The following is a 25,958-nucleotide window of genomic DNA, read 5'->3' on the forward strand; positions in this document are numbered from 1 at the left end:
TTGGGTGTTAGATGTTGCCTTTAGGTGCAGCACCGGCAACAACCGGCGTGATGTTTGCGTACGTATCCACGCGGGCGTTGAGAATCGCGGTTATCCATTCGGAGAGTGAGATGCGGTTGCCGGTAGCGCAGTCGGCGAGCCAGGCACCCCGGATGCGATCGGCGTCTTCGCGGGGGAGGCGGATGGTGATTTTCGCGGTCTGCTGGCTGCTGGCCTTGCCAGCGGTGCCAGCGGTGCCAGCGGTGCCAGCGGTGCCAGCGGTGCCAGCGGTGCCAGCGGTGCCAGCGGTGCCAGCGAGGATGTTATCTTCTCCACCCGCAACGATAGGGTTCGTAATCGGTGCTTTCTTGAGCGTTTGCATAGCGGCGGTGTCAGGCTTTTTCATTACTGTTCTTCCGTTTCTGTTTTGTGCGTGTCTTTGACTTTGTCGAGGTGTTTGATCGCCCGTTCGAGTTGGGCGTAGGTTTCGTTGAGCGTGAAGTACAGATCAACGAGCTGCTGGTCGCTGCCGTGTTTGATGATGTCGTTGCCCGGCATTCTCCAGGGGTCGGAGTCCAGGCGCATTTCGAGCAGGGTTGCGTTTGATGCTGCTGCGTGCCAGAGCGTCACGGTGTCGTTTGCGATCATGTTCCGGAAGTTGATGTCGTGGGGGTTGGTAAGCAGGCGGAGCAAGGTTTTCTTCGTCATTTTCATGGCGGTCTCCTTACAGAGCGGTGCTGCCATTGCTGCCATTGCTGGCATTGCTGGCATTGCCAGCAGGTGCGGCAGCGCCAGCGGATACGGCGTTGCCGGCGAGTGTGGCTTGTAGGGTCTTGAATGCTTCCTCAATCAACGGGTCACCGCCATTTATTGGCGTGTGGTTAGTTGCGGTGTGGGGGAATGCTTCCCTGGCCGGCATATACCGATCCAGCAAGTAATCGCCGTAAGTTGCTTCTAGCTCAGTGAGCCACCGCTTCGTGTCGAGGCGGCCTCGTTGGTATGCGTTCACGAGGATGCCAGCAAGCTCCAGACCACCGTTGTAGAGGTTTTTGATTGTGGCGATGGTGGTGATCATCTCCGCAACCCCATCACAGGCAGTTTCCCGCGCGGTCGTCACGATCAACGCGGTATCTGCGGCGACGAGTGCGCCGGTCGTGAGCATCCCCAGGGATGGTGGGCAGTCCACCACGATCACGTCGTAGGCATCGCGTAGGGGTGCGAGGATTGCCTTCAAGCGGTATTCCCGCCCGAGTGCCGTGTCGTTTTCCCGATCCCAGAGCGCCCGGTCGGCGGGGAGTAGATCAATACCCCAGCCAGGCACCTCCAGTATCGCTTGGCGGGCTGTTTCGGGTGGCGCTCCGGCGGCGGTCGCTGCGAGCACGTCATTGAGGGTCAGTGTTTCCGCGTCAATGTCCACGCCGAGCGTCGTAGTAGCGCTTCCTTGCGGATCGGCATCCACAAGCAGTACACGGGCACCTGAGGTGCGGGCGATGCGGTGTGCAAGGTTGGTGGCAATCGTCGTTTTACCGACCCCGCCTTTCTGGTTACAGATAGCAATAATCATTGGTTTTCTTTCTCTATAGTCCTGGGATGTGGGTTGGTGCTGGCGTTGCCGGCGCGGCTGTATTGGCTGGCATTGCCGTATCCGCTGGCAGCGGGGCACAGTATTTGTAGCGGTCTTGACGCGCGCCGAGCATCGCGTTTCGCATCGCATGGGGATCGGAACCGACGTAGCGTTGGGTCGTTGCTACTGATTCGTGCCCGAGGAGGTCTTTCACGGCCATAATGTCGTGGCCCTCAAGATAAGCGCGGGTTGCGAACCGGTGCCGGAGAGTGTGGAGAGTCCAGGGGTCGGGGAGTTCCCGGCGGGCGAGTCTTCCGATCCACGCTGCGGAGAGATGTCCATTCTTGCTTCCTGGGAATAGCCATGTTCCAGTCATGTTGAGTATTTCTTCCATCTCTAGATAGATATCTGTGGGGAGGGGAACCATGCGGGTTTTTCCTCCTTTGCCGCACACTTGGAGGCAGTATCCAAGGAGGTCTTTTCCGAGGTGTTCTTTTTTTATCTGGGCAATTTCGTTGGCTCTTAGTCCGACCTCACCTGCGAGGCGGAGGATGATCTGGGTTCGGGGAGGCGCGCCGTCGAGTGCGTCTTCATACACGGCTTCCGGGGTCGGCCGTGCTGTGGCTCGTAGCCGGTGCACGGGCCCGAGCACTTTTGCTGGGCTGGCTCCTTTGGAGAACCAGTCGAAGAACGCTCTTATCGCGATGTAGTAGCCGTGCCGAGTTTCGGGGGCTATATCTTTGCCGCTTGCCCAGTCGATGATGTCTTGTTCAGTGACCTCATTCGGCGGCTTATCAACAGTTCTTGCGAAGCTTCTTAGCGTTGCGATTCGGTACGCGCGAGAACTTTCGCGGTGCCCAGCGAGAGTTTGAGTCTTTTCCCAATCGCAAAGTGCTTCTTCCCAGCCGTCGGGAACGGTCCATTTTTTAAGTTTGTTCATGCGTACATTTTTCAGTTTCGCCTCAATGTCTAGACGGAAAGATTGAACTTTTCTCCGCCGGACAGTTCACTTTTAGCGAACGTGGTGAAAATGTCGCATTATTTTAAAAAGGGTGGGTGAGCCAGGCAAACCAAGGGTTGTGGGTTCGAATCCCACGGGGCCTACCATTTTCTTCGTTCGCCGAAGGGCACTACTTCACAGTTCGCCCTGGCCACGCAGCTGGTACACACCAGGCTCTTTATCTTCCCAAAATCCCGTGGATCCTAGCAGGAGCGCCTGGCCATCGACGAGCGTGCCCGGAGCCGGAGCAGGATCGATATCGCCCGGCAGAGCGAGCGTAATCAAGAACCCGCAATCTACTTCGCAGCGCCACCATTTTTGACCGGTTAAAGCATTGGCAACCAGTTCCGCAGTACGAACCGTTCCGCGCAGGATAACGTCCGGGGTGAGGTTATCCACCTCACCAGCCTCAAATTCTTCACCATGTATCGCAAGGCTCACACTGAGAATCAGTTGATCGCCCACAAGAGGATCGTCCTTCGCCACCGGCCGCATGACGCCGTTATCATTAACTTCGCGGCCGCCGTTCCATTCCTCCCAGGAGGAATACACCGCCATCTTTTTGGCGACGGCGCTCAGCCGGTAGTCCTCATACCCGGTATATTCTTCGTCATCACCACTTTCCCACCTGTCATACATGAAGGGGTCATCCACATACGCAATGAGGGTGCGGGCAGGAACATCCGGATAGTCGGGCGAATAAAGCTCGAAGAGCGTTATGGTGTCATCCACCCGCACGCTCACACCGCTCCACCAGCCGCAGCCCCACCACCGCGCCAACAACCCCGCACAGGAACACCATTTTCAGTACGGTGAGTTGCTCGACTCCGCGCGCGGCAGCAATTGCCACGGTGAGCACCGCGCCGGTCCCCGTCCACACTGCGTAGGCCGTGCCGAGCGGAATCTCGCGTAGCGCCCGCGAGAGCCCCCACATGGAAATGACGAGCGCGCAGGCAAATACTAGGGCCGGCACCGGGCGGGTGAGCCCGCGCGAATCACCGAGCGCCGTCGCCCATACGGCCTCGAAAATACCGGAACCTACCAGAATCGCCCAGGCCATCAGCTCACCACCTTGAGTCCCACCACCGAAGCGACGAGCACACTCAGCAGCAATACGCGAGCGCGCGAGGTGCTTTCCTGGCCGCTCAGCCAGCCGTACAGCACGGTGAGGCTCGCGCCCACACCTACCCAGACCGCGTAGGCCGTGCCGGTGGGGATCTCGCGCATAGCCCAGGCCAGGCCGAGGAGCGAGAGTGTTTGGGCCAGCACAAAGACCGCTACCGGCCCGCGCCGCGAGAAATGTTCAGATTTATCAAGGGCCGCCGCCCAGACGGTTTCAAGCGCCCCGGAGAACAGCAAAATTATCCACGCCATAGGTATTGTGGCCGTCTTTGCGCTGGGCGGGTACGGCTCCCTCGTCCGCGGCGGTTATTGCGCGCCCGCGGCCAGGCTAACACACGCGTCGGGGGAGTATCCTCGAAGCATGAATATCACCTCGCTCACCGTTTCCGGGCAACCGATTGCCGCATTCGATATCACCGCCACTCCGGAGCAGGGTTATTGCCTTGTTGCTATCACGTACGCGAACGGCTCGGAGCAGCGCCGTGTTCTTGCCGACGACGCCGCTCTCGTCCTTTCCGCGACTCCGGCCGCGGATGCAGCTGCGCTGGCGCTTCTCACCGAGGTGGGCGAGAGCGAGGTAGCCGAGAACGAAGTGGATCTGGAATCGCTGGCCGGGCAGCTGGTAGCTGTGGGAACCGCCCGCTTCCAGGCGGGAGTGTTGGGAGAGCCTACCGGCGGGCAGCTGGCGCTGCGGCCGGTGGCGCCGGGGCGGGTGAGCGAGCGGGATACTCCGCGTATTATCCCGGCCGAGATGCTTGAAGGGCGCGATCCCGCGGCGGTGTTCCCGCGCATTCCGGATGGTTTGCCCGATGCGTGGAATACGCCGGTGGGGCGTTTCACTCCCGAATATGAAGAACGTGCCCGGGTGGTGTGGGAGACGCTCACAGCGGCCGGCTACCGCCCCGAGTTCTGGTGGGCGGGCAGCGAGGATGGCGAAGTCATCGCAGTGCCTTTCGGGGAATGCGGGGAATCTTTCCTCGTCGGCATTGAGGAGCCGGAAGAACAGCGTGAGATCGACGCGCGAATTGCCGCTGGCGAGCTAGCTCAGTGGCTAGAAAGCGAAATTGACCTGCTGCGGCCAAATGAGTAGCGCGGCGGGTGGCGGCGTCGTCGTACTACCGCGCGCAGCGCGAGTCCAATGCCGCGCCGTAACGCACCGGCGCACTAATACCCGCGGCACAGACTGTTCTTCAGTAAGCTAAAGCTTGTGAAGGAATCAAAGAAGTCACCCTCCCTGATGGATCGGATTCGCTCGGCGGTGTCGCGGCGCGAACAGATTGAGCGCGTGGCCGAAGAGGCCGTGGAGCGTTACGCGAAGGACCCAGCCGATAGTAGCGGGCGTTCGCAGCGCACCGTTGTGGAGATTCATCCGGCCGGGGTGCAGCCGGTTCTTGTGACATGGGGCGTGAGCGCCTGGCTCCTCATCGGCGTGGTGATTGCCATCTGGGGTATTTTCCACATGGCGGCCTCGGTGCAGTGGGTGCTGGTGGCGGTGTTCCTCGGGCTGGTGATGACCTCGCTGCTCCATCCGATTGTCAATATTCTGGATCGGATTATGCCGCGGGCGCTGGCAACCGCGCTGGCTTTGCTCGGCCTGTTTGCGGCGCTGGGCGGGATTATTTACTGGATTGTTGATTCGGTGGCGAATCAGTGGTCGAGTCTTTCCGAGCAGATGCAGCGCGGCCTGGACGGGATTTTTAATTGGATTGCGGACGGGCCAATTCCGATTAATATTACGGTCGATGAGCTGCGCGCGGCCCTGAATGAGGGCATTGAACGCGCGGCCGCGTATCTGCAGGACAATGCGGGAAATATTGCGTCGACGGCGCTCTCGCAGGCCGGCACGGTTGCGCTGGCTTTCACCTTGATTGCGCTGGCGCTTTTCTGCTCGATTTTCTTCCTGGCGGCCGGGAAGAATATGTGGCTGTGGTTCATTAATGTGCTCCCGGATCGGGCGCGGCGGCGTACCCACGCGGCTGCTACCGCCGGGTGGTATAGCTTCTCGGGGTATGCGCGCGGCACGATTCTTATTGCGTTATGCGACGGCGTTATGGCCGCGATTCTCCTGGTGGCTTGCGGGGTTCCGCTGGCCGCTCCCCTGGCTGTGCTGGTGGTCATCGGTGCCTTTATTCCACTTTTTGGTGCCCCGGCGGCCATGATTATTGCAGCGTTGGTGGCTTTGGCCACGAAGGGTGTGGTTATTTCCTTGGTAGTGCTGGTGGGCGTGGCGCTCATTGGCCAGTTCGAGGGGCATGTGCTCCAACCGCTGATTATGGGGCATCAGGTTTCGCTCCACCCGGTCGTTATTGCGGTGGGCGTGACGGCCGGTACGTTCGTGGCGGGACTGCTGGGTGCGATTATTGTGATTCCACTTATTTCTATCGTGTGGGAAGTATTCAAGGTGCTGCGCCGTACCCCGGACAAGCCGCTTACGGAGCTCCCGGATCTGGATCTGCGCGATTTGGCGGGTACCGCGGTGGCGAAGCAGCTGCTGGAATACAACGCGAAGGAGCTCAATACCCGCGCGGAGGAATCGCCCTCGCCGGTCACGGCACGGGCGGCGTCGCACACCCTTGGTGGGGAGGATCGCGTACTCGATACCGCCGATATGAACTCCCCTACTCCCGCGGCTCCGGATCCGGATTACACCTACGATCAGCCTGATTTTGAGGTGGACGGGGAGGCACCCGGGCCTGATTACAATCCTGTGAAAGGATCGTGACCTCATACTGTTTGGGCAATGACGGTAATGAGGAGGATAACGAGGAGTGAACCGACCGTAGTGATAATGACGGCGTCGCGAGCCATAGTGACGCCGGAACGGTAGCGATGCGCGTAAACAAACACGTTGTTGGCGGTGGGGAAGGCTCCGATGATGGCGATGGCCATGAGGGCTTCGCCGCGCGCGCCGAGGAGATAACCAGCCCCGAAGGCAATAAGCGGCCCGAGGACGAGCCGGCAGAAGATGCCGAGCATGAGGGGTGCGCTTTCGCGTCCGAAGCGGGGCAGGTGCGCCCCGCGTAGGGACATTCCCATAGCCAGCAAAATAATGGGAACGTTCGCACCTGCCATTTTGGTGAGCGGTGCGGAGATGAGTTCCGGAATGGGTATTTCGAGGAGGGCGACCATAAGCCCGGCGAAGACCGCGATGAGTAGCGGGTTTTTGAGGCGGGAGAGGATGGTGCGCCACAGCCCTTCGGTTTTCTTCCCGGTTTGGTTGTCGAGGATGGAGAAGAATACCGGCACCATCACGAGGATTTGGAAAAGCAGGATGGGGGCGGCCGGGGTGGGGTCGCCGGTGATGGCCACGAGGAAGGCCACGCCCAGGTTGCCGATATTGGTATAGCAGGCAACGAGCGCGCCGACGGTGAGTTCGGTTCCTCGGCTTTTGAGCAGGGTGGCGGCCAGGGCTGTATAGATGAGTCCGGTTCCTACCGAGGAGATGATATTGGCGAGCCCGTTGACACCGAAGAAGGAGGCCGGGTCGGAGTTCGCGAGGGTGGTGAACATAAGTGCCGGCAGGGTGGTGTAGAAGACGAGCTGAGTGAGGGTGCGGTCGCTTCCCGGGGGCACGATTTTGCAGCGCGCGACGAGGTAGCCGACGAGCATAATCGCGATAATCACCCAAAAGTTGAGCAGTACAGAGGCCATAACAGCACTAGTGTAGACAGACTTCTTCAGGTGTGAGGGCGCGTCTCGAGCGCGCGGTGCGGCAGCGCAGCAGTGCGACGGTGTAGCAGCGCAGCGCAGCGCAGGGCGAGCCTATGTCCAGACGGCGGTGGCACGCAAAGCGCGATGGTCGGAGAGCGGCAAGAAGAGGTTTTCCGCCGCGCGCACATCTACCCCGGTTCCGAGGATATGGTCGATTTGGCTTTCCGGCTCATCGGAGGGGTAGGTGAGGGCTTCGGCAGCCGCTTCATATCCGGTGGCGGCTAGGGGTACATCGCAGCCGCGGATATTGAGATCCCCAATAATGAGGCGCGGGGCCTTCTCCAGACCGTGGCGCTGGGCGAACCCGGCGAGGGCTCCGGCTACGGTGCGTAGTTGCGTAACGTTGAGGCGGTACGTGTAAGTGAGGTGCGTTGCAGCGACGACGACGGAGTACCCGGGCGCCACTTTAATTTCCGCAAGGATCGCAACCCGGGGGATTTCACCAATCCCGATATTTGTCCGCAGGGTTTTCAGCCATGTTTCTTGCTGGTGGACGGGGAGGTTGATGACTTCACGAGCGCCGATGGGGTAGACGGAGAGGAGCGCAGTGCCAACGCCGCGGGCCTGCCCTTTTTTGGTGGAGCGGAGCCGGCCGCGTTCATTCTTGGTGGGCGCGAAAATGGCTTCGTGGTAGTTACCTGCGGCGAGGAGGGGTGCGTAGAGGTCCCCTCCGGCAGTGGTGACTTTGAGTTCTTGGAGGGCGAGGAGGTCCGGGCCAGCGGCGGTGATCTGCCGAATGGCTTTACTAATGGATTCGCGCTGCCATGTCACTTTGTCCGTGCCCGGGCGCGGGCGCCGTGAGGGCTTACCTTGCTGGAGGTTTGCGGACATGACATGAAGGCTCGGCATGGTTTCTCCTTTGTCGCGACCCGGTGGACACCGCCACCCCGGGAAGAGCCCCCGTTGGCCGCGGTGTGCAACACCGGTGATTCTACCGAATCTATGCGGTGGTGGACGTGCTTGCGGGTTTGGATAGTGGCCCGGACGCGGGCGAGGGCTGGGAGCCGGATGCGGGCTCAGTTTCGGGTTCGAAGGTGAGTGCTACGGAGTTCATGCAGTAACGCTGCCCAGTAGGGGTATGAGGTGCATCTGGAAAGACGTGCCCGAGGTGGGAATCGCAGGTGGCACAGCGGACTTCAGTGCGCGGGTATCCGAGTTTGTAATCAACGTCTGTTCGCACGGCATCACTGCGGGAAGGGTCATAGAAGCTGGGCCAGCCGCATCCGGCATCGAATTTGGTGGTGGAGCGGAAAAGTTCTGCCCCGCAGGCCCGGCACCGGTAGATACCTTCGCGTTCTTCGTTCAGGAGTTCGCCGGTGAAGGGCGCTTCGGTTCCGGCTTGGCGCAGGACCGTGAATTCTGCTGGGGTGAGAACCCGGGCCCATTCTTCATCGCTTTGCGGGAGCATCCGTGCCATGTGCTGTCCTTTCTTCAGTTTCCTTATTGTTGTCAGGTTGCTTTGTGGCGTCAGTTCCATCTGTTTCTTCGGAAATGGCCGGGAATACCGCGGTGGGAGGAGCCGATGATTCTGCTGGGACTTTGCCGGTTTCGTGAATAGGTTCTTGCTGACCGGTGCGGCGCGCGGCATTATGTTCGCGCTCCGCCAGAACTTCGGCTCCCGGCCCGGAGAATTCTTGGCCGCGCTTTTCTGCTTGGATAGATCCGGTGAACAGCGAAGCTTCGTGACCTTCCCGGATGCGGGTGGCCGGGCCTTCCGTGCCAGCCGTACTTGCGGGGCGGCTTGCTACGGGTACCCGCTCCGGGCGTACCGCCGCTTCGATATCAGCTGCGGAGAGGATCCGGGTTTCCCGGTAATCCTGCGGGTCGAAGGTGGTATCCGCGTCGCTTTGTTCCTGGGCACCGATGGAGGTGCGGGTGACTTCGCGAGCTGCAGGCTTGGCCGGCTCCCCCGACTCCCCCGACTCCACAGACGCGCATCGCGCGGATTCCTCGGCCACGACTTCCTCAGCTTCTTCAGCCTTAGCTTCGCGTGATTCGCCAGCCGCATCTCTTCCGCGCTGTTCCACATCGGATTCTGCCTGCTCCGCATCACTTCCCGCGGGAAGAGCACCGAGAGTGGGAGATTCAGCGGCGTCGTTATAAAAACGGGTGTGCGGGAAAGCATCCGGGGCGTTGTTTTGCAACCACACGATGAGCTTTTCGCGCACGTGGTTTCGCAAGTCGGTAAGTTCGCCGGGCGAGGAGGCGGAAACAATCGCGGAGACTTGCAGGCCGTTCGCGGTGGAGGCATCCCCCACCACGAGGGTGCCGGTGTCGCCATCCCAGAGGTCAGTATGAGCGAGGATACGGTCAAGTTCGGCACGTAGTTCCGCTATGGGAGCACTCCAGTCCAGCTGAAGGACCACCGAACCCATGATGTCCAGATCGCGCCGGCTCCAGTTTTCGAACGTGGTGGAAGTGAGTTTATTGGAAGGCACAATGAGACGCCGGCCGTCCCATACTTTGAGGACCACGTAGGACAGCGTGATTTCCTCAACAGTGCACATATTCCCATCCCAGATGACGATGTCATTGACACGAATGGAATCTGAGAAGGCCAGCTGCAGCCCAGCGAAGAGGGTACCCAGGGTGGATTGCGCAGCAATACCAACAACCAGGGAGATCACGCCCGCGGATGCGAAAAGTGAAGCGCCGGCGGCTTTTGCACCCGGGTAAGTCATGAGCATGGCAGCCAGGCCGATCACGATAATGAGGGCCACCGCTAAGCGCCGCAAAATCTGCAGCTGCGTTTGGACCCGGCGATAGCGCGTTTCAGCCACCCGCTCCACGAATTTGAGGTACGAGCGCGCTGCACCGTTGACCACACCAACAAGAAGCCAGGTCAGGCCCGCGATAATGAGGAGGAGCAGCAGGTGTTTGAGCACGGGCGACCAATTGGGCCGATCCTGTTCTGGGAAATTCTCCATGTAGGAGAACAATCCAAAGCGGGCACCCACCACCGCAAGTGTGAATTGCGTGGGTACTTGAATGCCACGCACCACATCAATCAGCCCGGTATGGCGCCGGAAACCGGCTTTGACCACCGCGACAACCACCACCGCGATCACCCAGCCGATAAACGCACCTAGCAAGCACACCCCGAGTAGCTGCGCGATATCAACCGTGGCGGCGACGGCCTGTTCCGCGACTTCGTGCAGATCCGAGGTGGGGGTGGGTTCCGGAGTGGGCACCTCAGTTTCCGCCCGCACCAAGGGCGCGAGCACGTGAGATTTCCAGGCGGCCAAGGCCCCCGCGAGTACCGATGCGTTCATGTCTGAAAGCCTAGTAGGTGCTTGCGACAGAAAAAGCGGCGTCGAACTTCTTTCGCCTCCGGCGTGAGATAACTGCGAGGCGCGTACGTAGCGTCTATCTGGTACGACGCCGCCCGCACGCAGCGTGGTCACTTCCCGGAATGCGCGAGTTACCGCGGAAAACTAGGTTGGTGATCGAGAACACTCTCGTTCAATTTGCTAAGACCTGGAATCCTACGTAAGCTTATACCCGTTCCCTCAGCGGGGACGCTTTGAGAACAACGTTCTTGAGCCCCCATCGTCTAGAGGCCTAGGACGCCGGACTTTCACTCCGGTAACACGGGTTCGAATCCCGTTGGGGGTACGCGATGGTTATTTGCCTAGCAAATGGCCCCGTAGCGCAGTTGGTTAGCGCGCCGCCCTGTCACGGCGGAGGTCGCGGGTTCAAGTCCCGTCGGGGTCGCGAAGGAAGAACGCCCGGGAAACCGGGTGTTTCTCTTTCGGCTCTGTAGCTCAGTTGGTAGAGCGTTCGACTGAAAATCGAAAGGTCACCGGATCGACGCCGGTCGGAGCCACCACCCGATCCCCTTGCTACAACAACAATTTCTCGCACTCACGCCACCTCCTTATCTTTGCTTTGGTGACCCAGTTCGAGATGCCTACCAAAAACATCCCCAACCCTGTGCGCTGCATCATCCCCACTAGCAACGTACAATTGGGCCTTCGGCGCATCTCAGCACCTCCGCGCAATGACCACACCACAGCCGAGCCCGCCCAACAACAGCGAACCCGCGCCCACAAATCCGGGACGTTAGTACCACCTCCACTATCGGAAATATTCGCAATTGCAATAATAGATAAGGTAATTATTGTCGTAAAACCGTTACATAGCCGCTCTATTCCGCACTTTTTTGCGACAGATCACGAACCTTAGCGACACTAAAGAAAAAGGCTTGACACGCACACACCACCTGGGACTAAAGTACTAACCGAGCCGGCGAAGTGGCTGGCGTCTCACTACTAAAAGAGGTGATTTTTAATGGCGAAAATTCTCATGGTGCTGTACCCGGATCCCGTGGACGGCTTCCCGCCCAAGTACATTCGTGATTCCATCCCCACGATTGATTCCTACCCGGGTGGCTCCAGCACCCCTACGCCGTCGGGCATCGATTTCACTCCGGGTGAGATGGTGGCATGTGTATCCGGCGCCCTGGGCCTGAAGAAGTGGGCTGCGGAGAACGGGCACGAACTCATCGTCACCTCCGATAAGGAAGGCGAGAATTCGGAATTTGAGAAGCACCTGCCGGAAGCGGACGTGGTTATTTCTCAACCGTTCTGGCCCGCTTACCTGGGTAAGGATCGCCTGGAGAAGGCCAAGAACCTCAAGCTTGCTATCACCGCCGGCGTGGGCTCTGATCACGTGGACCTCACCGAAGCGATGAAGCGCAATATTACGGTTGCTGAGGTGACCTACTCGAACTCGATTTCAGTGGCTGAACATGCGGCCATGACCATCCTCAACCTGGTGCGTAATTTCGTTCCCGCCCATCGCATCGTCACCGACGAAAAGGGCTGGAACATTGCCGATGCCGTCAAGTGGTCCTATGACCTGGAGGGCATGGACGTCGGTGTTATCGCCGCCGGGCGTATCGGCCGGGCTCTGCTCAAGCGCATGAAGCCCTTCGATGTCAACCTGCACTACTACGATCTGTACCGTCTCGATCCGCAGACGGAAAAGGAACTCGGTGCCACCTATCATGAAACCGTCGAGGATCTCATGCGCAGCGTGGACGTGGTTTCCATCCATTCCCCGCTCACCTCGGATACCTATCATATGGTGGACGAGAAGATGATCAATTCGATGCGCCGCGGCTCCTACATTGTCAATACCGCCCGCGCTGAAATTGTGGTGCGCGACGACATTGTCAAGGCTCTCGAATCCGGTCAGCTCGGTGGTTACGGTGGGGACGTGTGGTACCCGCAGCCTCCGGCCGAGGATCACCCGTGGCGCACGATGCCGCGTAACGCGATGACCCCTCACACCTCCGGTTCCTCGCTGTCCGCACAGACTCGCTACGCTGCCGGCACCCGCGAAATCCTCGAAGATTTCTTCGCTGGCCGCCAGCTGCGCGATTCTTACATTATCGTCCAGGGTGGGGCTCTCGCCGGAACCGGCGCGAAGTCCTACACCACCGACGGTAAGGCCAGCCCCGGATCCACCGGTAAGTAAAAAATTATCTAGCTCTCGCAAGTCCTGAACTCTCCATTGGCGCCGCGTGGCGAACCGTGATCTCCCCTCCGGTGGGAATCCGTTTCGCTACGCGGCGTCGGTGTCGTATACGGGTATTTCGCGGCGCCGGTGTCGCGCATGCGGGTTAACCGCCCCGCTCCGCGCGCTAGCAGCCTTCCGCTAGGCCAGCATCTTCCCAATCTATGTCCGGTTTATATCCAGAAACGCCCACTAACCTGCGCACCGGGAATCATCCCTTTCACTTTCACGGTCGAAACAGAAAGAGAACTCTTATGCGCACATCGGCACTCCTCATGACGGGGGCTCTGCTGGTCCCGCTCGCCGCCCAGGCACTGCCGGTCCTCAGTCCCGCTCCCGCCGCCGCCAGCGAATCCACGCCCGGTGACAATTCCGCAGCGCAGCTCGCCGAGGCTCGCGCCCGGCTCGCCGCCGCCATCGCGGCTCGCGACTCCATTCTCACCGAGATGAAGGAAAGCGGCGCGAACACCGCGGATATCCAGAGCGCCGCGCAGGCCTACGCGCGGGCGAATGCGCAGGCGGAGGCCGCGCAACAGGCTTATGATGCCGCGGTAGCGAAAGCTTCCGGTTTCGATTCCGCGAAGAAGGGGTACGACGACGCCGCAGCAGCCATGCCCCACCTCACCACAAATGCCGAGTCAACCAAGGCCCGCCGCGATGCCGCACAGGCCGCTTACGATAAGGCCATCGCGCCCAATCCTGAGGCTGCCAAAACGGCCCAGGAAAAGGTTGACGCTGCACGGGCCAAGCTTGAAGAATCCAAGGCCGCAGCGCAGCAACAATGGGACCGGGGTGCCCTCGGGTTCTATGAAACCCGCAATGCCCAGAAAGCCCTGGATGTTTTTGCTACCGACAAGGACTACCAGGGTAAGCCGCTGGCCTCCTATACCCATCCGGGCGCAGCTGATGATGCTACGAACCTGGATTCCATGGCGAAAACCCTCAGCCTTATTAATAAGATCAACGAGCTGCGCGCGCAGCATCAGCTCGAGCCCCTCAAGGTCACGGACTACCTTATGGCGGTAGCGCAGCTGCAGGTGAACGCGCAGTCCCGCACCAATAAGATGGCTCATATTAAGGCTTTCAATGTGGCGGAGAACCTCGCTTCCGCCCGCTATGCTGGAGATGAGCTCTCTCTCAAGCTCTGGTATCACAACGAAAAGGCCCTCCACGACCAGGGCGTCACGGATTTCGCGAAAGTCGGGCATTACCTTAATATTGTCAGCCCCAATTACACGGTGACGGGGCTGGCCTACGCTCCCAATATTCAGGCAAATACCTTTGATCACACTCCTCTCTACGAGGATCGCTCCGAAGCGCAAACGGTTGCCGAATACTCCGATTCATTGCAGCGCTATATGGAGGGTCTTAAGAACACTATTTCGAACGGATCCCTCGCAGCTCGCATGGCTCTCGATACTGCCACCGCGGAACTAGCCACCGCCAGCAAGAACAATCCCGATTCCATAGAAGCCCAGGTCGCGAAGGCGAAACTAGAAACTGCCACGCGTGAATACGAGGCCGCCAAAGCCGCACTCGATACCGGGCAGGCCAAGCTCACTGCTGCGACCGAAACCTACGAGAGCGCGAAGTCCGCAAAGCAAGCTGTCCAGAAACTGGCAGAACAGCTCGCCGCGGCAACCGCGGAACGTGATCGTGCCGCCGCCCGCGCCGCACAGCTCGGCGAATTTGGCCAGCGGCTTGCCGCCGCCGAAGCTGATGTGGCGCGCGCTCAGGCCGATGTGGATCGTCTCTCCCCGGTGCCCGCGCCTAAGCCCACGCCGGGCGGCCCCGGTAGAGATATGCCCGCCACCGGCAATGTTTTCTATGTTTCCAATGATTGGACCTCGCGCCAGGCCAGCAATGTGTTCTCCTACGGTCGCGCGGGCGATGAGGTTCTCGTGGGTGACTGGGACGGCGACGGTGTCGATACCTTCGCGGTGCGGCGCGGCAATAAGATCTACGTGAAGAACAGCGTCGACGGCGGGGCTGCCGATGTTGAATTCTCCTACGGTCGCGCCGGTGATGAGATCCTGGTGGGCGATTTCGATGGCGATGGGAAGGATACCTTCGCGGTGCGCCGCGGCAATACCTTCTACGTCCTCAATTCCTTGCACGGCGGAGAGGCCGACGAGGTCGCCCACTACGGCCGCGCGGGCGATACCGTGCTTACCGGCGATTTCGACGGGGACGGGAAGGACACGTTCGCGGTGCGGCGCGGCAACCTGTACTACGTCAAGAATATTATTGCGGGTGGCGCGGCGGATACCGTTTTCTCTTACGGCCGTGCCGGTGACGCCACAATCCTGGGCGATTTCGATGGCGACGGCGTCGATACGCTGGCGGTGCGCCGCGGCAATACCGTTTATGTGAAGAACTCGCTAGCCGCCGGCGAAGCGGATCAGGTCCTCACCTACGGGCGGGCCTCCGATCAGCTCTTCGTGGGCGATTGGGACGGCAACGGTACCGATACCCCCGCCGTTCGCCGCTAACCCGTAACACTCCGAACCGCTACCGAGGTGGCGCGTTAGCCAAGGCCCGCAACCTATGTGCTAACGCGCCACTTCGCCGCCGGAAATCTCCGCGATGGTGAGTTCTTCGCGGGTGGGCCCGCCTTCCCAATCGCCGATGGTGCCCACCGCGAAGGCTCCCAGGAGGTGCCCCCGGTCCAGGCGCTCCGCGAAGGAAAGCCCCTCGAGCCACCCGGAAAGATACCCGGCCACGAAGGCATCACCAGCCCCGATGGTGTCCACCACGGTGACCCGCCGCCCGGGTCGTTCTACCGACTCGGTGGGGGTGGTCACGCGCGCCGTCGTCGAATCCTTCCACACCACTTCCGCAACGCCCCAGTCCAGCAGGCGCTGAGTCGCCGCGGCTACCTCGGATTCACCGGTGAGCAGCTCAAGTTCCTCCGTACCGCCGAAGACCACATGCGCCCCGCGCGCGATCTGCGCGAGCACCGGCGCTGCCTCCGCTGCATCCCACAAGCGCGAGCGGAAATTGACGTCGAAGGAGACCGGTACCCCGCGCTCCCCGGCCAGCTCCACCGCGAGCATCGTGGCGGCGCGCGCCTCCTCCCCGAGCGCCGGAGTGATACCCGTGAGATGCACGATTTTCGGCTCCAGATCAAACATGGCGCGGATCTGATCAGGGGTAATGAGGCGCCCCGCGGAAAACTTACGGTGGTAATCCACCGCGAAGGTCCCCAGCCCGGCGTGGCGCGACACCAGCACCCCGGTGGGCGCGGTGGTGATCTGGCGAGCGTGATCCCAGCGCACGCCCTCGCCGCGCAGGGTGCGCATAATCATGTAACCAAATAGGTCCTTGCCGACGCTCCCGACCCACGCGGTGGAATGCCCCAGCCGCGCCATCCCGATGGCCACATTCGTTTCTGCACCGCCGAAAGACGCGCGCGGTCGCGCCCCGATCTGCGGGGATTCCGTAAAGGTCAGCGCCCCCATCGATTCGCCGAAAGTCACCAGATCCGTCATATTTGTCCTCCTTGATGACGACGCCGCCCGCGCCCCGCCGCCCCGGCCTGGTGCGCCGGCGCCGCGTGCGTGGCGGTCACCATAGCCATCATATCGAGGGGGAGCACGCACGGGAGAAGAGGTCCGGCGTCGTCGTTAATAAAGGAAAAAGCACACAGCGCAAGCCACGACGAGACGCAAGCCCCGGCGTGAAACTCCGCACATCACAACCCCCAGCACCACACCTAACTAAAACATCACAGGAATTTTACTGTATCTTTACCAATAGGAGGAGGTTCCACGACCCCTCCCCTAAGCTTCGCGCAACTATCGCAACCGTAGGAGGGACGATGAACGCATATACGCCGTGGACCATGCTGGTCGACGCCGGAATGATTGGCCTGCTGCTCGCCATTGGGGTATTCCTGCGCGCCCGAGTGAAGTGGCTGCAGAATATGCTAGTTCCCGCCTCGGTGATCGCCGGCGCATTGGGGCTGGTGCTCGGCCCGAATGTGCTCGGTGCGATAGCGAAAAACCGCGGCTGGCATATCGGCTCCTGGCAGGTAACCGGGATTCCGTTCTCCGAGCATATGGGCACCTATGCCTCGATTCTTATCGTCATCGTATTCGCCTGCATGGCCCTCACCGATGATTTCGACATCCGCAAAGTCAATAAAGCGGTAGGAGGTTTCGCCTCCTACGGAGTGCTCATGTACGGGGCGCAGGTGGCGCTCGGCATGGCTTTCGCGCTGCTTTTCCTCACCCCGGTACTCGGTTCGCCGGACGTGCTCGGAATTATGCTCTTCACCGGCTGGGCGGGCGGTTTCGGAACCGCCGCGGCCGTGGGCAATATTTACGCGGAAAATGGGCAACCGGAAGTGGCCTCACTAGCCTTCACCTCGGCCACGGTCGGCCTGCTGGTCGGGGTGATCGGCGGGATTATTCTCGCGAAATTCGGGGCGCGGCGCGGGCAGGCCAAGGCTTTCCGCGGCATGGATTCCCTGCCCGATGAACTCCGCACCGGGGTGCTTGACGCCAATAAACGCCGCCCGGCCCTGGGCTACCACACCTTCTCCGGCGGCTCGATTGAGACGCTCTCTTTCGAGGTTGGGATTGTGAGCCTCGTGGCGGTGGTGGGCTACGGCATCGGCCAGCTCCTCAAGCACCTGTTCCCCGGCATTTCCTTCCCGCTTTTCGCCATCGCTTTCCTGGTGGGTATCGTGGTGCGTATCGTCATGAACGGGGTGGGTGCCTCCCACCTGCTCGACGCGGGCACCCTGCGCTCGGTATCCGGCCTATGCACGGACATTCTTATCGTGTGCGGTATCGCGTCCATTCAGCCGGAATTTGTATCTGACCATATTCTTGCTCTCGGGTTGCTGTTCCTCTTCGGCCTTATCCTGTGCACGGTTCTGGGCCTGGTAGTGGCCCCGCGGCTCATGGGCGAGGGCTGGTTCGAGCGCCAGCTCTTCACCTGGGGCTGGGCCACCGGCTCGGTCTCCACCGGCCTGGCGCTGCTGCGCATCGTGGATCCTAAGCTGGAATCAGGAACCATCGAGCAATTCGGTTACGCCTACCTACCCGTGGTGCCGGTGGAAATTTCCGCGGTATCCTTCGTGCCCGTTATGGCTTTGGCCGGTATGGGATGGGCCGTGGTGGGTGTCTGGGGCGCCATCGCGGTGCTCGGTCTGCTGGGCGGCTGGTGGGTGGTGCGCTCCGGGCACGCGAATACTCACGGTGCGCCCGGCCCGGTGGGCACCCTGGGTACCGGGTTTACGGGCTAGGCGGATCGGTTGCGCGGGGCGGGCCACTAGGCGACTCGCGGCACCGCCGCTTCGCTACCATGGTGATATGCACGACGACGCTACTTCTTCCACCGCGAACTCCCTCACCCAACGTTTCCTTTCCGCGGTGGAAGATCTCCGGGCCGAGCTTGACCATGCCACCGGGCTAGATTCGCGCGGTTTTGGGGATGCCTGGGCGAAAGCGTACGCGAAGCGGGTTCCCGCGGTGGTCCGCAATCATGACTTGGGAGAGGTGCTGCGCAACCTGCGTAATACCATCGCGCATAACAACTACAAGAATGGCCAGCCCATTGCCACCCCGCGCGCCGATCTGGTGGAGGCCGCCGAACGGTTACTTTTCCAGGTGCGTAACGAACCTCAAATCCAGAACTTCATGGTTCACGACGTCGCTACCGTCTCCCCCGCGGACACCTTCGCTACTGTCGCCACCATTCTGCACGCCCACGGCTACGCCCAACTGCCGGTGGTGGACAACTCCACGGAGTCCACAGACGCCACGATTACCGGACTACTCACCACTAATATGGTGGCCCGCTGGGTGGCCGGCATGGTAGCGGCCGGGAAGGAATCACAGCTGGCTGAGGTGCCGGCCGGGGAGATCCTCGCCCACAGCGGTGCACATGATGCTCCTCTCTACGCCAAACCTTCCGACCGCGCCATGGCGGTATGCACGGCCCTGACCGACCGCGGCCACCCCGCCGTACTGATCACCCGCACCGGAGATGCCACCGGGGTGTTGATCGGACTGGTGGCCCGCGCCGATGTGGGGCGAATTTTCCGAGAAATCGCCATTGCGAGATAGGCGCACCGCGCGGGAGGCTGCTGCGGCGTCGTACCACTGAGGGATCACCCCGTCATCGGAACGGCACCGCCCCGCACGGCGTGAAACCGCCGCGTCCTCGCTCAGGAAGAAATTTTCAGCCTTCCGTTATCTATTTAAAGCTTTCTGGGGCACACTAGAATGTATCTATCGCCACGTTATTGGCCGACGCAAAGGGGATGTGATGGCGCAAAAAGATGTTGAGAACGCACGGGCAAGCACCACCGGGCCACTTCCGGGCTCCGGCTACGTGGCGTCCTCCTCCGAAGAAGCGCGAGCAGCCGCGGCACGCGAACCGAACCGCCGCACCGTGGGCGAATTGTTCTCCTCCGCCACGGCTCAGTTCTCCACCCTGGTTCGTGACGAGATTCAGTACACCCAGGCCAGTCTCAAGCACAAGGTCCTCAATCTCGGGATGGGCGGGGTGCTCCTCGCGGTGGCCGGCGTGCTGGCGCTGTTTATGTTCGGTTTCCTGCTGCACGCGGCCGCGGCTTTCTTCACGATGGTCTTCGGTGGGCGCTGGTGGGCCGGCTACCTGACAGTTGCCGGGATTCTGCTCCTTATCATTGCGGTGCTCGCGCTGCTGGGGCTGCGCAAACTCAAGAAATCCGGAAAGTATCCAACTAATCTTGTTGGCGGCCTGAGCAAGGACGTCGACGCCGTGAAGAAAGGCCTATCGAAGTGAGCGCTTCCGATAACCGTAAACCTGAGGACATCCAGCGCGATATCGAACGCACCCGCGCGGAGCTAACCGCCACCGTCAATGAGCTGGTGGATCGCCTCGATCCGCGCACGAATATCAAAAACGCTACGGATGCCGCTAAAGATAAGGTGGCTTCCACCACGGCCACCCTGAAAGATAAGGCTGCTGCTTTGACAGAAGCCGCGAAGGATAAGGCTTCGGCTTTTGCGGATAGCGCGAAGAGCACCGCGGCCGAGGCCTCCGCCAAAGCCTCCGATTTCGCGTACACCGCGAAAGAGAAAGTGAACTGCCTGGCTGATTCCGCGAAGGAGCGTTTCGCCGGCGTGGGTGCCAGCGCCGCGGGTGCCGATGACTGCGGCCCGTGCGGTTGCGGTTGTGCCGATACCGACGTCACGGTTGCAGAATGCGAGGGGTGCGGGACGTGCGGTGGAGCGTGTGAATGCGGTGGCGCGCACCATTACGACGACGCCGCCGCCGGCCACGGGTGCTCCGGCCACTGCTCCGCCGGGCATTGCTCCGCAGGAATTCCCTCGCCCGCGCAGGTAGCCCAGGATGTTATTGCCGATGCTCGGCGCGGGGAACAAACCGGGCTGGCCGTGGTGGCTGGTCTTGGGATTGCCGCCTTGGGTGCAGTCACACTACTGGGTAGTGCCCTCTTCGGGCACCGGCGCAAGTAGCTGCGCGGCGCCTTCACCCGCGGGTTGCTCGCCGGGAGGTACGTTGCCCCGAGGTGGGGCGAATCATTTCCGCGGCCTGTAGACCTGAACTGCGGGCGTGGCGCGTGACACCTGTCGCGGGCTCGCAGGCTCTTTACAGGCCATCTACCTGGGAAAGGTGAGGAGCGCCGTACTCTTTCCACGTATGTCACATAGCCATCTATGGGCTACAGCGGCTAATATAGGTCACGAAATAGTAAACCGGGCTAGAAGAGCCCAGATGAGATGAAGGGGGTCGAGCTCATGGGGCGCGGCCGTCAGAAGGCTAAGCAGCGTAAGGTAGCCCGGAATCTCAAGTACTTTACACCGGATACTGATTACGCCGCTCTCGAACGTGAGCTGGGTATTAATCGTGATGCGCGTCAGGAATCCCACTACGATTCCTCGGATGATCCGTACGCTCGTTACGCAGACTACGCAGATTACGACGAGTCAGATGACAATGACGATGACTGGGCGGACGACTACGATCCGAACAATATTCCACCAGCCACCAAATAGGTACTCATTCCGTTAACGAACGTGCCGGCGGCCCCAAGGCTGCCGGCACAATTGTTTCCAAGCCAAGCCCGAAAACAAAGTGCGCGGGAGAGCGCCGTTTCAGAGCGATTTCGTGTTCCTTACGCGCACTTTGAGGGGGAGAGACTCGGTCAGCTAACAAAATGTACATGGGTGACAGTTTTTCCGCGATTTAATGTCCGTGGCGTACACTCCGCGGCCCTAACAGTCCAAAACGCACCTTTTACAGCCTTGACGCTTGAGAATGACCCATCCTGCCTACCTTGGGCCGGCGGGAGACGGGTGTGTTTTTCCGAGATGTACTTCGCATGTACGACATCTGCACTACAGCTCGGAAAACACCTCCCCCCCCCGCCGGGACGCGTGTGACTGTTGAGGCTCCAGAGACTTGTGTGACTTATGGGATTCCCGCGATCGGCGCTCCACACCCTCGGCTCAGCGAGCCGAGCCGGCCACATGCACCAGGGGGAGAAACTCGGAGAGGTTCGCGCGGGTTCCGGAAGCGTCCACCCGCCCGGAAGCCACGGCTTCATCCCAGTTCAGAGTACCCACGCACAATCCCAAGAAAGTGCCCGCATCGCATTCGACCACATTCGGCGGGGTACCACGCCGGTGGCGCACCCCGGCAACCGCCTGCACCGCCCCAACATAAGGAACTCGGATTTCCACCGCGTGCCCGGGATGCCGCGCCGCAAACTCCTCGAGAAGGAACCGCACAGCCGTGCGCGATTCACTCGCGCTGAGCTCCTCACCCGCGTGAAAACGGGAGAGGAGGGGCAGCGCGTCCGCGCTATCGATTTTTCGTGTCACGGATCCACTCTACGACGGCTTGGATAACAACGGCACCTAAGGTACGACGGCGCCACCGCGAGCGCTCCGGGCACACCGAACGCGCCGGGCGCTCCGGGCACACCGCTCTTAGATCACGCCCTGGGCAATCATCGCCTCCGCGACCATCTCGAAGCCCGCGGCATTGGCGCCCACCACATAGTCACCTTCGTGGCCGTAACGGGCGGCGGCATCCAGGGCGGTGTCGTGGATATCGCGCATAATGTCATGCAGTTTGGCATCCACTTTCTCGAAGTCCCAGCTTTGCCGTGCGGAATTCTGCTGCATTTCCAGTGCGGAGGTGGCCACCCCGCCGGCGTTCGCGGCCTTGCTGGGCGCAAAGAGCACACCGTTCTCCTGGAGCAGGTGGGTGGCCTCGAGGGTGGTCGGCATATTCGCACCTTCCACCACCGCGCGCACTCCCCCGTCGAGAAGCTGGCGCGCATCGGCCTCATTGAGCTCGTTCTGGGTGGCACACGGGAAAGCAATATCCGCGCGAATCCCCAGTTCAACCAGGTTCCATACCTTCGCCCCGGCCTGGTACCGGGCCCCGGGGCGCTGCGCCGCGTAATCAGAGACCCGCCCGCGCAGATCTTCCTTAATATGGCGAAGGAGCTCGACGTCGATGCCGGCGTCGTCGTACACCATCCCGGAAGAATCCGAGGCGGTGACCACGCGCGCGCCCAGCTGCTGCGCCTTCGCAATCGCGTACAGCGCAACGTTCCCGGAACCGGATACCACCGCGGTGCGCCCGTCCAAGCTTTCCCCGTGCGCGGCGAGCATGGCGTCGGCGAAGTAGACCGCGCCGTAACCGGTGGCTTCGGTGCGCGCGAGCGAGCCGCCGAAGCCGAGTCCTTTGCCGGTGAGCACGCCGGCGTCGAAGCTATCGCGGATGCGGCGGTACTGGCCGAAAAGATAGCCGATTTCGCGCCCGCCCACGCCGATGTCACCGGCGGGAACATCACTATCCGGGCCGATGTGGCGCTGCAGCTCGGTCATGAAGGACTGGCAGAAGCGCATCACTTCGTTATCGCTTTTACCCTTGGGGTCGAAGTTCGCCCCGCCCTTGGCGCCACCGATGTGCTGGCGGGTCAGCGCGTTCTTGAAGATCTGCTCGAAGCCAAGGAATTTGAGCATGCCGAGGTAGACGGTGGGGTGGAAGCGTAAGCCACCCTTATAGGGCCCGAGCGCGGAGTTGAATTGCACCCGATAGCCTTTATTGACGCGAATTTTCCCGGCGTCATCCACCCACGGCACCCGAAAGGCAATGATGCGCTCGGGTTCGACGAGCCGTTCCAGGATGGCTTGGTCGGCGTACTCGGGGTGAGCATCGAGGACCGGCGCAATGGAGTCGAAAACTTCGCGCACGGCCTGATGGAATTCGGGTTCGCCCGGGTTGGCGGCGACGACCTGATCGTAAACTTTATTCGCGTAATGCATATCAAAATGGTAAAACGTCCGGGTGCTTTCGCGGTAAGATTTCGCACCGCGAACACGACTCCGCGGTGCACGTCACACTTACCGCCCGGGCCAGCGCTCCCCGGTGAGCATTTCACAAACACGCAGGTAACGGTCGCGAATATCGGCCACCACAGCGGCGGGAAGGGCTGGAGGTTGGGTGCCTTGCTCCGCATTCCACCCGGATTGCGGGGACATGAGCCAGACCTGGGCAGCGTCCTTATCGAAAGAACGCAGCGCTTCCGGGGTGGGCAGCACCTCCCCGGATTTCACCGCACGGTAGTCGGTGGAAAGCCAGTAGTGGGCGGTATCCGGCGTGAAGGCTTCGTCGGCCAGGATGAGCCGGCTGGAGCCGGCATCCATATCCGTACCGAATTCCAGCTTGGCATCCGCGAGCACCAGCCCGCGGGCCAGCGCGATGGCGTGGGCGTGCCGGTAAAGATTGAGAGCCAGCACGCGCACTCGCTCCGCGGTGCTCTCCCCCACTCGAAGTATGAATTCCTCCCATGGAATGGGGATATCCGGGCAGCCAGGCCGGCGCTTTTCCGCAATCCCGACCCAGGGTAGTTCCAGTTTGGCGCCCACCTCGATAGCGCCGTTGTACGGCATGGCATCGAGAGTGCCGAGGGTTCCGAGCGAGCGCACCGCGCCCGCGGTCAGATAGCCGCGCACCATTACTTCGTACGGGAGCATGCGCAGGGCCCGCACCAGGATCCCGCGCGCGGCGATATCCCGCGGGACGCCGCCGGGGAGGTAGTGACTTTCTGCGATGTCCCCGGTGCGGTCGAACCACCAGCGGGCGATCCGGGTGATGATTTCGCCCTTGTCCGGAATGAATGTGGGAACAACGTGGTCGAAAGCCGCGATGCGATCCGAGGCCACAATAAGATAGGTATCCATCCCGGCCATCGCACCCCCGGGCACGGGCCGGTATAAATCGTGCACCTTCCCGGAGTAGGTGCGTTGCCATCCCCGAATGGGGACAAGGCTACCTGTGGTGTGTGTAGACATTCCCGCCCCTCAATCTCTTCACGCGGGAGGCTCCTTCGCGTTCCCGCTCCGGTGTTGCGCGAGGGATCACCGCGGGCTCTGCATCACGCATCGCAGCCCAACGGTGATTCTCCCCACACAACGTTCTTTCCTTATAGTAAAGGAATCTTCACCGCCTGTCCTGGGAGCTAAGTCACCTATGCCGCATTTACGTAGGTCAAGCGGGGTAAAGCACGACGGCGCAGCTGCCCGTGGGGCAGCTGGCGGCGCGCCCGCGAGCTACCGCTCCGCGTCACGCGGCCGCGCCGCCAAGCTCAGCCCAGCAGGTCGTGGAGCACAATCGTCTGTTCGCGATCCGGACCCACCCCGATGAGCGAGAAACGGCAACCGGCCATCTCCTCCAGCCAGCGCACGTAGCTTTGCGCATTGGCGGGCAGGTCCGCGAATTCACGCACCGTGGAGATGTCCTCCGTCCAGCCCGGGTGATATTCGTAAATGGGCTTGGCATTGGCGAAATCCCAGGTATCGATGGGGAATTCATGAACGCGCTGGCCGTCAATCTCATAGCCCACGCACACCGGGATCTCTTCCACGCCGGTGAGCACATCCAGCTTGGTGAGGACCAGGTCCGTCAGGCCGTTGACCCGCACCGCGTAGCGTGTCACCGGGGCGTCATACCAGCCGCAGCGGCGCGGGCGCCCGGTTGTCACCCCGTATTCACCGCCCGCTTCGCGCAGCCAATCGCCGGTATCTCCGTGCAACTCGGTGGGGAAAGGCCCTTCGCCCACGCGGGTGGCATAGGCCTTGACGATACCCACCACCCGGTCGATTCGGGTAGGGCCCACCCCGCTGCCGGTGACCGCCCCGCCGGCCGTGGCATTCGAGGAAGTCACATAGGGATAGTTGCCGTGGTCGATGTCCAGGAGGGTGGATTGCCCGCCTTCAAAAACGACCGTCTTGCCGTCATCAAGGGCCTCGTTGAGTTCACGCGAGGCGCTAATCATCATGGGTGCGAGGCGTTCCCCATAGGCGAGGAGCTCGGTGAGTACGTCGTCGACATTAATCTCCTCGCGCCCCAGGGCCCGCAACACCAAGTTTTTCTGCGCCACCGCGGTCTCCACCTGCCCGCGCAAGCGCCGCGGGTGCACGAGGTCTACGATTCGGATCCCCACGCGATTGGCTTTATCCGCGTAGGTGGGGCCGATGCCGCGGCCGGTGGTGCCAATTTTGCCGTCGCCGAGGACCTCCTCGTTGAGGCGGTCGAACATTTTCGTATACGAGGTGATGACGTGGGCATTTCCGGCGATGCGGAGGTTTTTCGTGGAAACGCCGCGCGATTCCAGCTCCGCCATTTCCGCGAAAAGCGCTTCGGGATCAACGACGACGCCGTTGCCAATCACCGAGATGCAATCTGAATTAAGAATGCCGGACGGGAGGAGGTGGAGAGCGAATTTCTGGCCATCCACGCTGACCGTGTGGCCGGCATTATTACCCCCGTTAAATTTCACAACATAATCGGCACGCTGGCCGAGCTGGTCAGTTGCCTTGCCTTTTCCTTCGTCGCCCCACTGGACGCCGAGAATAATGACCGCGGGCATAGTATCTAATCTCCTCGTTATATCAAACAGGTGTAAAGAGCTCCGCCGCCCGTGCCGCTCTGCGGCTACCGTGCCGCCACCGTTGGACAGCCCAGGCTAACGTCCCGCTTTACTACACAATAATAACCGCCACAGCCCGCCGCGGGCATCTTTGC

Annotated in this window: 25 protein-coding genes and 3 tRNA genes; 12 read left to right on the plus strand and 16 right to left on the minus strand. The window is 61.2% G+C overall.

The annotated features are described in order from the left end of the window. Positions 1-7 precede the first annotated feature (7 nt). The 7 genes from PWJ82_RS01580 to PWJ82_RS01610 all read right to left on the minus strand — a co-directional run bounded on the left by PWJ82_RS01580 (position 8) and on the right by PWJ82_RS01610 (position 3,917). Positions 8-385 (minus strand): hypothetical protein, encoded by a 378-nt coding sequence (locus PWJ82_RS01580; RefSeq protein ID WP_274735020.1) that lies wholly within the window; start codon positions 383-385, stop codon positions 8-10. Next, positions 385-693 carry a hypothetical protein gene (locus tag PWJ82_RS01585; RefSeq protein ID WP_274735022.1) on the minus strand — a complete coding sequence of 103 codons (309 nt, stop codon included), beginning with the start codon at positions 691-693 and terminating at the stop codon, positions 385-387. The genes PWJ82_RS01580 and PWJ82_RS01585 overlap by 1 nt, the downstream gene beginning before the upstream one ends. Before the next feature lie 10 nt (positions 694-703). Continuing rightward, positions 704-1,543, minus strand: coding sequence for a ParA family protein (locus PWJ82_RS01590; protein ID WP_274735024.1), 840 nt, complete (start codon positions 1,541-1,543; stop codon positions 704-706). 13 nt (positions 1,544-1,556) lie between these two features. After that, positions 1,557-2,483, minus strand: a complete 927-nt coding sequence (locus PWJ82_RS01595; protein WP_274735026.1) for a tyrosine-type recombinase/integrase — start codon at positions 2,481-2,483, stop codon at positions 1,557-1,559. A gap of 195 nt (positions 2,484-2,678) precedes the next feature. After that, complete coding sequence (locus tag PWJ82_RS01600; protein ID WP_274734110.1) at positions 2,679-3,287, minus strand: hypothetical protein; 609 nt, start codon at positions 3,285-3,287, stop codon at positions 2,679-2,681. After that, entirely contained in the window at positions 3,268-3,603 is a 336-nt protein-coding gene (locus PWJ82_RS01605; RefSeq protein ID WP_274734111.1) for a DMT family transporter, read from the minus strand. Before PWJ82_RS01605 ends, PWJ82_RS01600 begins: the two co-directional genes overlap by 20 nt. Next, complete coding sequence (locus tag PWJ82_RS01610) at positions 3,603-3,917, minus strand: DMT family transporter (RefSeq protein ID WP_274734113.1); 315 nt, start codon at positions 3,915-3,917, stop codon at positions 3,603-3,605. Before PWJ82_RS01610 ends, PWJ82_RS01605 begins: the two co-directional genes overlap by 1 nt. Positions 3,918-4,026: 109 nt before the next feature. Here PWJ82_RS01610 and PWJ82_RS01615 point away from each other — a divergent pair, with 109 nt between their 5' ends. Together PWJ82_RS01615 and PWJ82_RS01620 are read left to right on the plus strand one after the other, a co-directional pair. Next, the gene (locus tag PWJ82_RS01615) at positions 4,027-4,755 is read left to right on the plus strand and encodes a hypothetical protein (protein WP_126135798.1); all 729 of its coding nucleotides are present in this window, start codon (positions 4,027-4,029) and stop codon (positions 4,753-4,755) included. A gap of 117 nt (positions 4,756-4,872) precedes the next feature. Further along, positions 4,873-6,387 carry an AI-2E family transporter gene (locus PWJ82_RS01620; RefSeq protein ID WP_274734114.1) on the plus strand — a complete coding sequence of 505 codons (1,515 nt, stop codon included), beginning with the start codon at positions 4,873-4,875 and terminating at the stop codon, positions 6,385-6,387. 2 nt (positions 6,388-6,389) lie between these two features. Here the strand turns inward: PWJ82_RS01620 and PWJ82_RS01625 are convergent, their stop codons facing one another. The 4 genes from PWJ82_RS01625 to PWJ82_RS01640 form a co-directional block, all read right to left on the minus strand. Next, a complete protein-coding gene (locus PWJ82_RS01625) occupies positions 6,390-7,316 on the minus strand; it encodes an AEC family transporter (RefSeq protein ID WP_274734116.1) in 927 nt (308 codons plus the stop codon). A gap of 111 nt (positions 7,317-7,427) precedes the next feature. Further along, positions 7,428-8,225 carry an endonuclease/exonuclease/phosphatase family protein gene (locus PWJ82_RS01630; protein WP_274734118.1) on the minus strand — a complete coding sequence of 266 codons (798 nt, stop codon included), beginning with the start codon at positions 8,223-8,225 and terminating at the stop codon, positions 7,428-7,430. Positions 8,226-8,316: 91 nt separating this feature from the next. After that, positions 8,317-8,793 carry a peptide-methionine (R)-S-oxide reductase MsrB gene (gene msrB, locus PWJ82_RS01635; RefSeq protein ID WP_126135801.1) on the minus strand — a complete coding sequence of 159 codons (477 nt, stop codon included), beginning with the start codon at positions 8,791-8,793 and terminating at the stop codon, positions 8,317-8,319. Then, positions 8,765-10,648, minus strand: a complete 1,884-nt coding sequence (locus tag PWJ82_RS01640; RefSeq protein WP_274734120.1) for a mechanosensitive ion channel family protein — start codon at positions 10,646-10,648, stop codon at positions 8,765-8,767. Before PWJ82_RS01640 ends, msrB begins: the two co-directional genes overlap by 29 nt. A gap of 270 nt (positions 10,649-10,918) precedes the next feature. Here PWJ82_RS01640 and PWJ82_RS01645 point away from each other — a divergent pair. From PWJ82_RS01645 to PWJ82_RS01665, 5 genes are all read left to right on the plus strand, one after another. Next, positions 10,919-10,991 (plus strand) — tRNA-Glu (locus PWJ82_RS01645). Positions 10,992-11,016: 25 nt separating this feature from the next. Further along, positions 11,017-11,090: transfer RNA gene (locus PWJ82_RS01650), tRNA-Asp, on the plus strand. A gap of 39 nt (positions 11,091-11,129) precedes the next feature. Further along, positions 11,130-11,205: transfer RNA gene (locus PWJ82_RS01655), tRNA-Phe, on the plus strand. Positions 11,206-11,666: 461 nt separating this feature from the next. Then, positions 11,667-12,857: an NAD-dependent formate dehydrogenase gene (locus PWJ82_RS01660; RefSeq protein WP_126135954.1), complete on the plus strand. Its 1,191-nt coding sequence runs from the start codon at positions 11,667-11,669 to the stop codon at positions 12,855-12,857. Between the two features lie 293 nt (positions 12,858-13,150). After that, complete coding sequence (locus PWJ82_RS01665; protein ID WP_274735027.1) at positions 13,151-15,388, plus strand: CAP domain-containing protein; 2,238 nt, start codon at positions 13,151-13,153, stop codon at positions 15,386-15,388. Between the two features lie 60 nt (positions 15,389-15,448). Here PWJ82_RS01665 and PWJ82_RS01670 read toward each other — a convergent pair whose 3' ends face one another. After that, positions 15,449-16,387, minus strand: coding sequence for a sugar kinase (locus PWJ82_RS01670; RefSeq protein ID WP_274735028.1), 939 nt, complete (start codon positions 16,385-16,387; stop codon positions 15,449-15,451). Positions 16,388-16,716: 329 nt separating this feature from the next. On the opposite strand from PWJ82_RS01670, the gene PWJ82_RS01675 reads away from it, so the two are divergent. The 5 genes from PWJ82_RS01675 (at position 16,717) to PWJ82_RS01695 (ending at position 20,911) form a co-directional block, all read left to right on the plus strand. Next, positions 16,717-18,150: a sodium/glutamate symporter gene (locus PWJ82_RS01675; protein WP_274735029.1), complete on the plus strand. Its 1,434-nt coding sequence runs from the start codon at positions 16,717-16,719 to the stop codon at positions 18,148-18,150. Positions 18,151-18,217: 67 nt separating this feature from the next. Further along, positions 18,218-18,973 carry a CBS domain-containing protein gene (locus PWJ82_RS01680; RefSeq protein WP_274735030.1) on the plus strand — a complete coding sequence of 252 codons (756 nt, stop codon included), beginning with the start codon at positions 18,218-18,220 and terminating at the stop codon, positions 18,971-18,973. A gap of 202 nt (positions 18,974-19,175) precedes the next feature. Next, positions 19,176-19,676, plus strand: a complete 501-nt coding sequence (locus PWJ82_RS01685; protein ID WP_274735031.1) for a phage holin family protein — start codon at positions 19,176-19,178, stop codon at positions 19,674-19,676. Beyond that, on the plus strand, positions 19,673-20,371 hold the full coding sequence (locus tag PWJ82_RS01690; RefSeq protein ID WP_274735033.1) for a DUF3618 domain-containing protein: 699 nt from the start codon (positions 19,673-19,675) through the stop codon (positions 20,369-20,371). The genes PWJ82_RS01685 and PWJ82_RS01690 overlap by 4 nt, the downstream gene beginning before the upstream one ends. Before the next feature lie 264 nt (positions 20,372-20,635). After that, positions 20,636-20,911 (plus strand): DUF3073 domain-containing protein, encoded by a 276-nt coding sequence (locus tag PWJ82_RS01695; protein ID WP_016442195.1) that lies wholly within the window; start codon positions 20,636-20,638, stop codon positions 20,909-20,911. A 453-nt stretch (positions 20,912-21,364) separates the two neighbouring features. Here the strand turns inward: PWJ82_RS01695 and PWJ82_RS01700 are convergent, their stop codons facing one another. From PWJ82_RS01700 to PWJ82_RS01715, 4 genes are all read right to left on the minus strand, one after another. Then, complete coding sequence (locus tag PWJ82_RS01700; protein ID WP_274735035.1) at positions 21,365-21,739, minus strand: sterol carrier family protein; 375 nt, start codon at positions 21,737-21,739, stop codon at positions 21,365-21,367. Positions 21,740-21,847: 108 nt separating this feature from the next. Next, positions 21,848-23,197: an NADP-specific glutamate dehydrogenase gene (gene gdhA, locus PWJ82_RS01705; RefSeq protein WP_274735037.1), complete on the minus strand. Its 1,350-nt coding sequence runs from the start codon at positions 23,195-23,197 to the stop codon at positions 21,848-21,850. A gap of 78 nt (positions 23,198-23,275) precedes the next feature. Then, positions 23,276-24,226, minus strand: a complete 951-nt coding sequence (locus PWJ82_RS01710) for a phosphoribosylaminoimidazolesuccinocarboxamide synthase (RefSeq protein ID WP_016442192.1) — start codon at positions 24,224-24,226, stop codon at positions 23,276-23,278. 293 nt (positions 24,227-24,519) lie between these two features. After that, positions 24,520-25,803, minus strand: coding sequence for an adenylosuccinate synthase (locus tag PWJ82_RS01715; protein ID WP_016442191.1), 1,284 nt, complete (start codon positions 25,801-25,803; stop codon positions 24,520-24,522). Between the last annotated feature and the right edge of the window lie 155 nt (positions 25,804-25,958).

Source organism: Actinotignum schaalii (genome assembly GCF_028864145.1).
Taxonomy (GTDB): domain Bacteria; phylum Actinomycetota; class Actinomycetes; order Actinomycetales; family Actinomycetaceae; genus Actinotignum; species Actinotignum schaalii_B.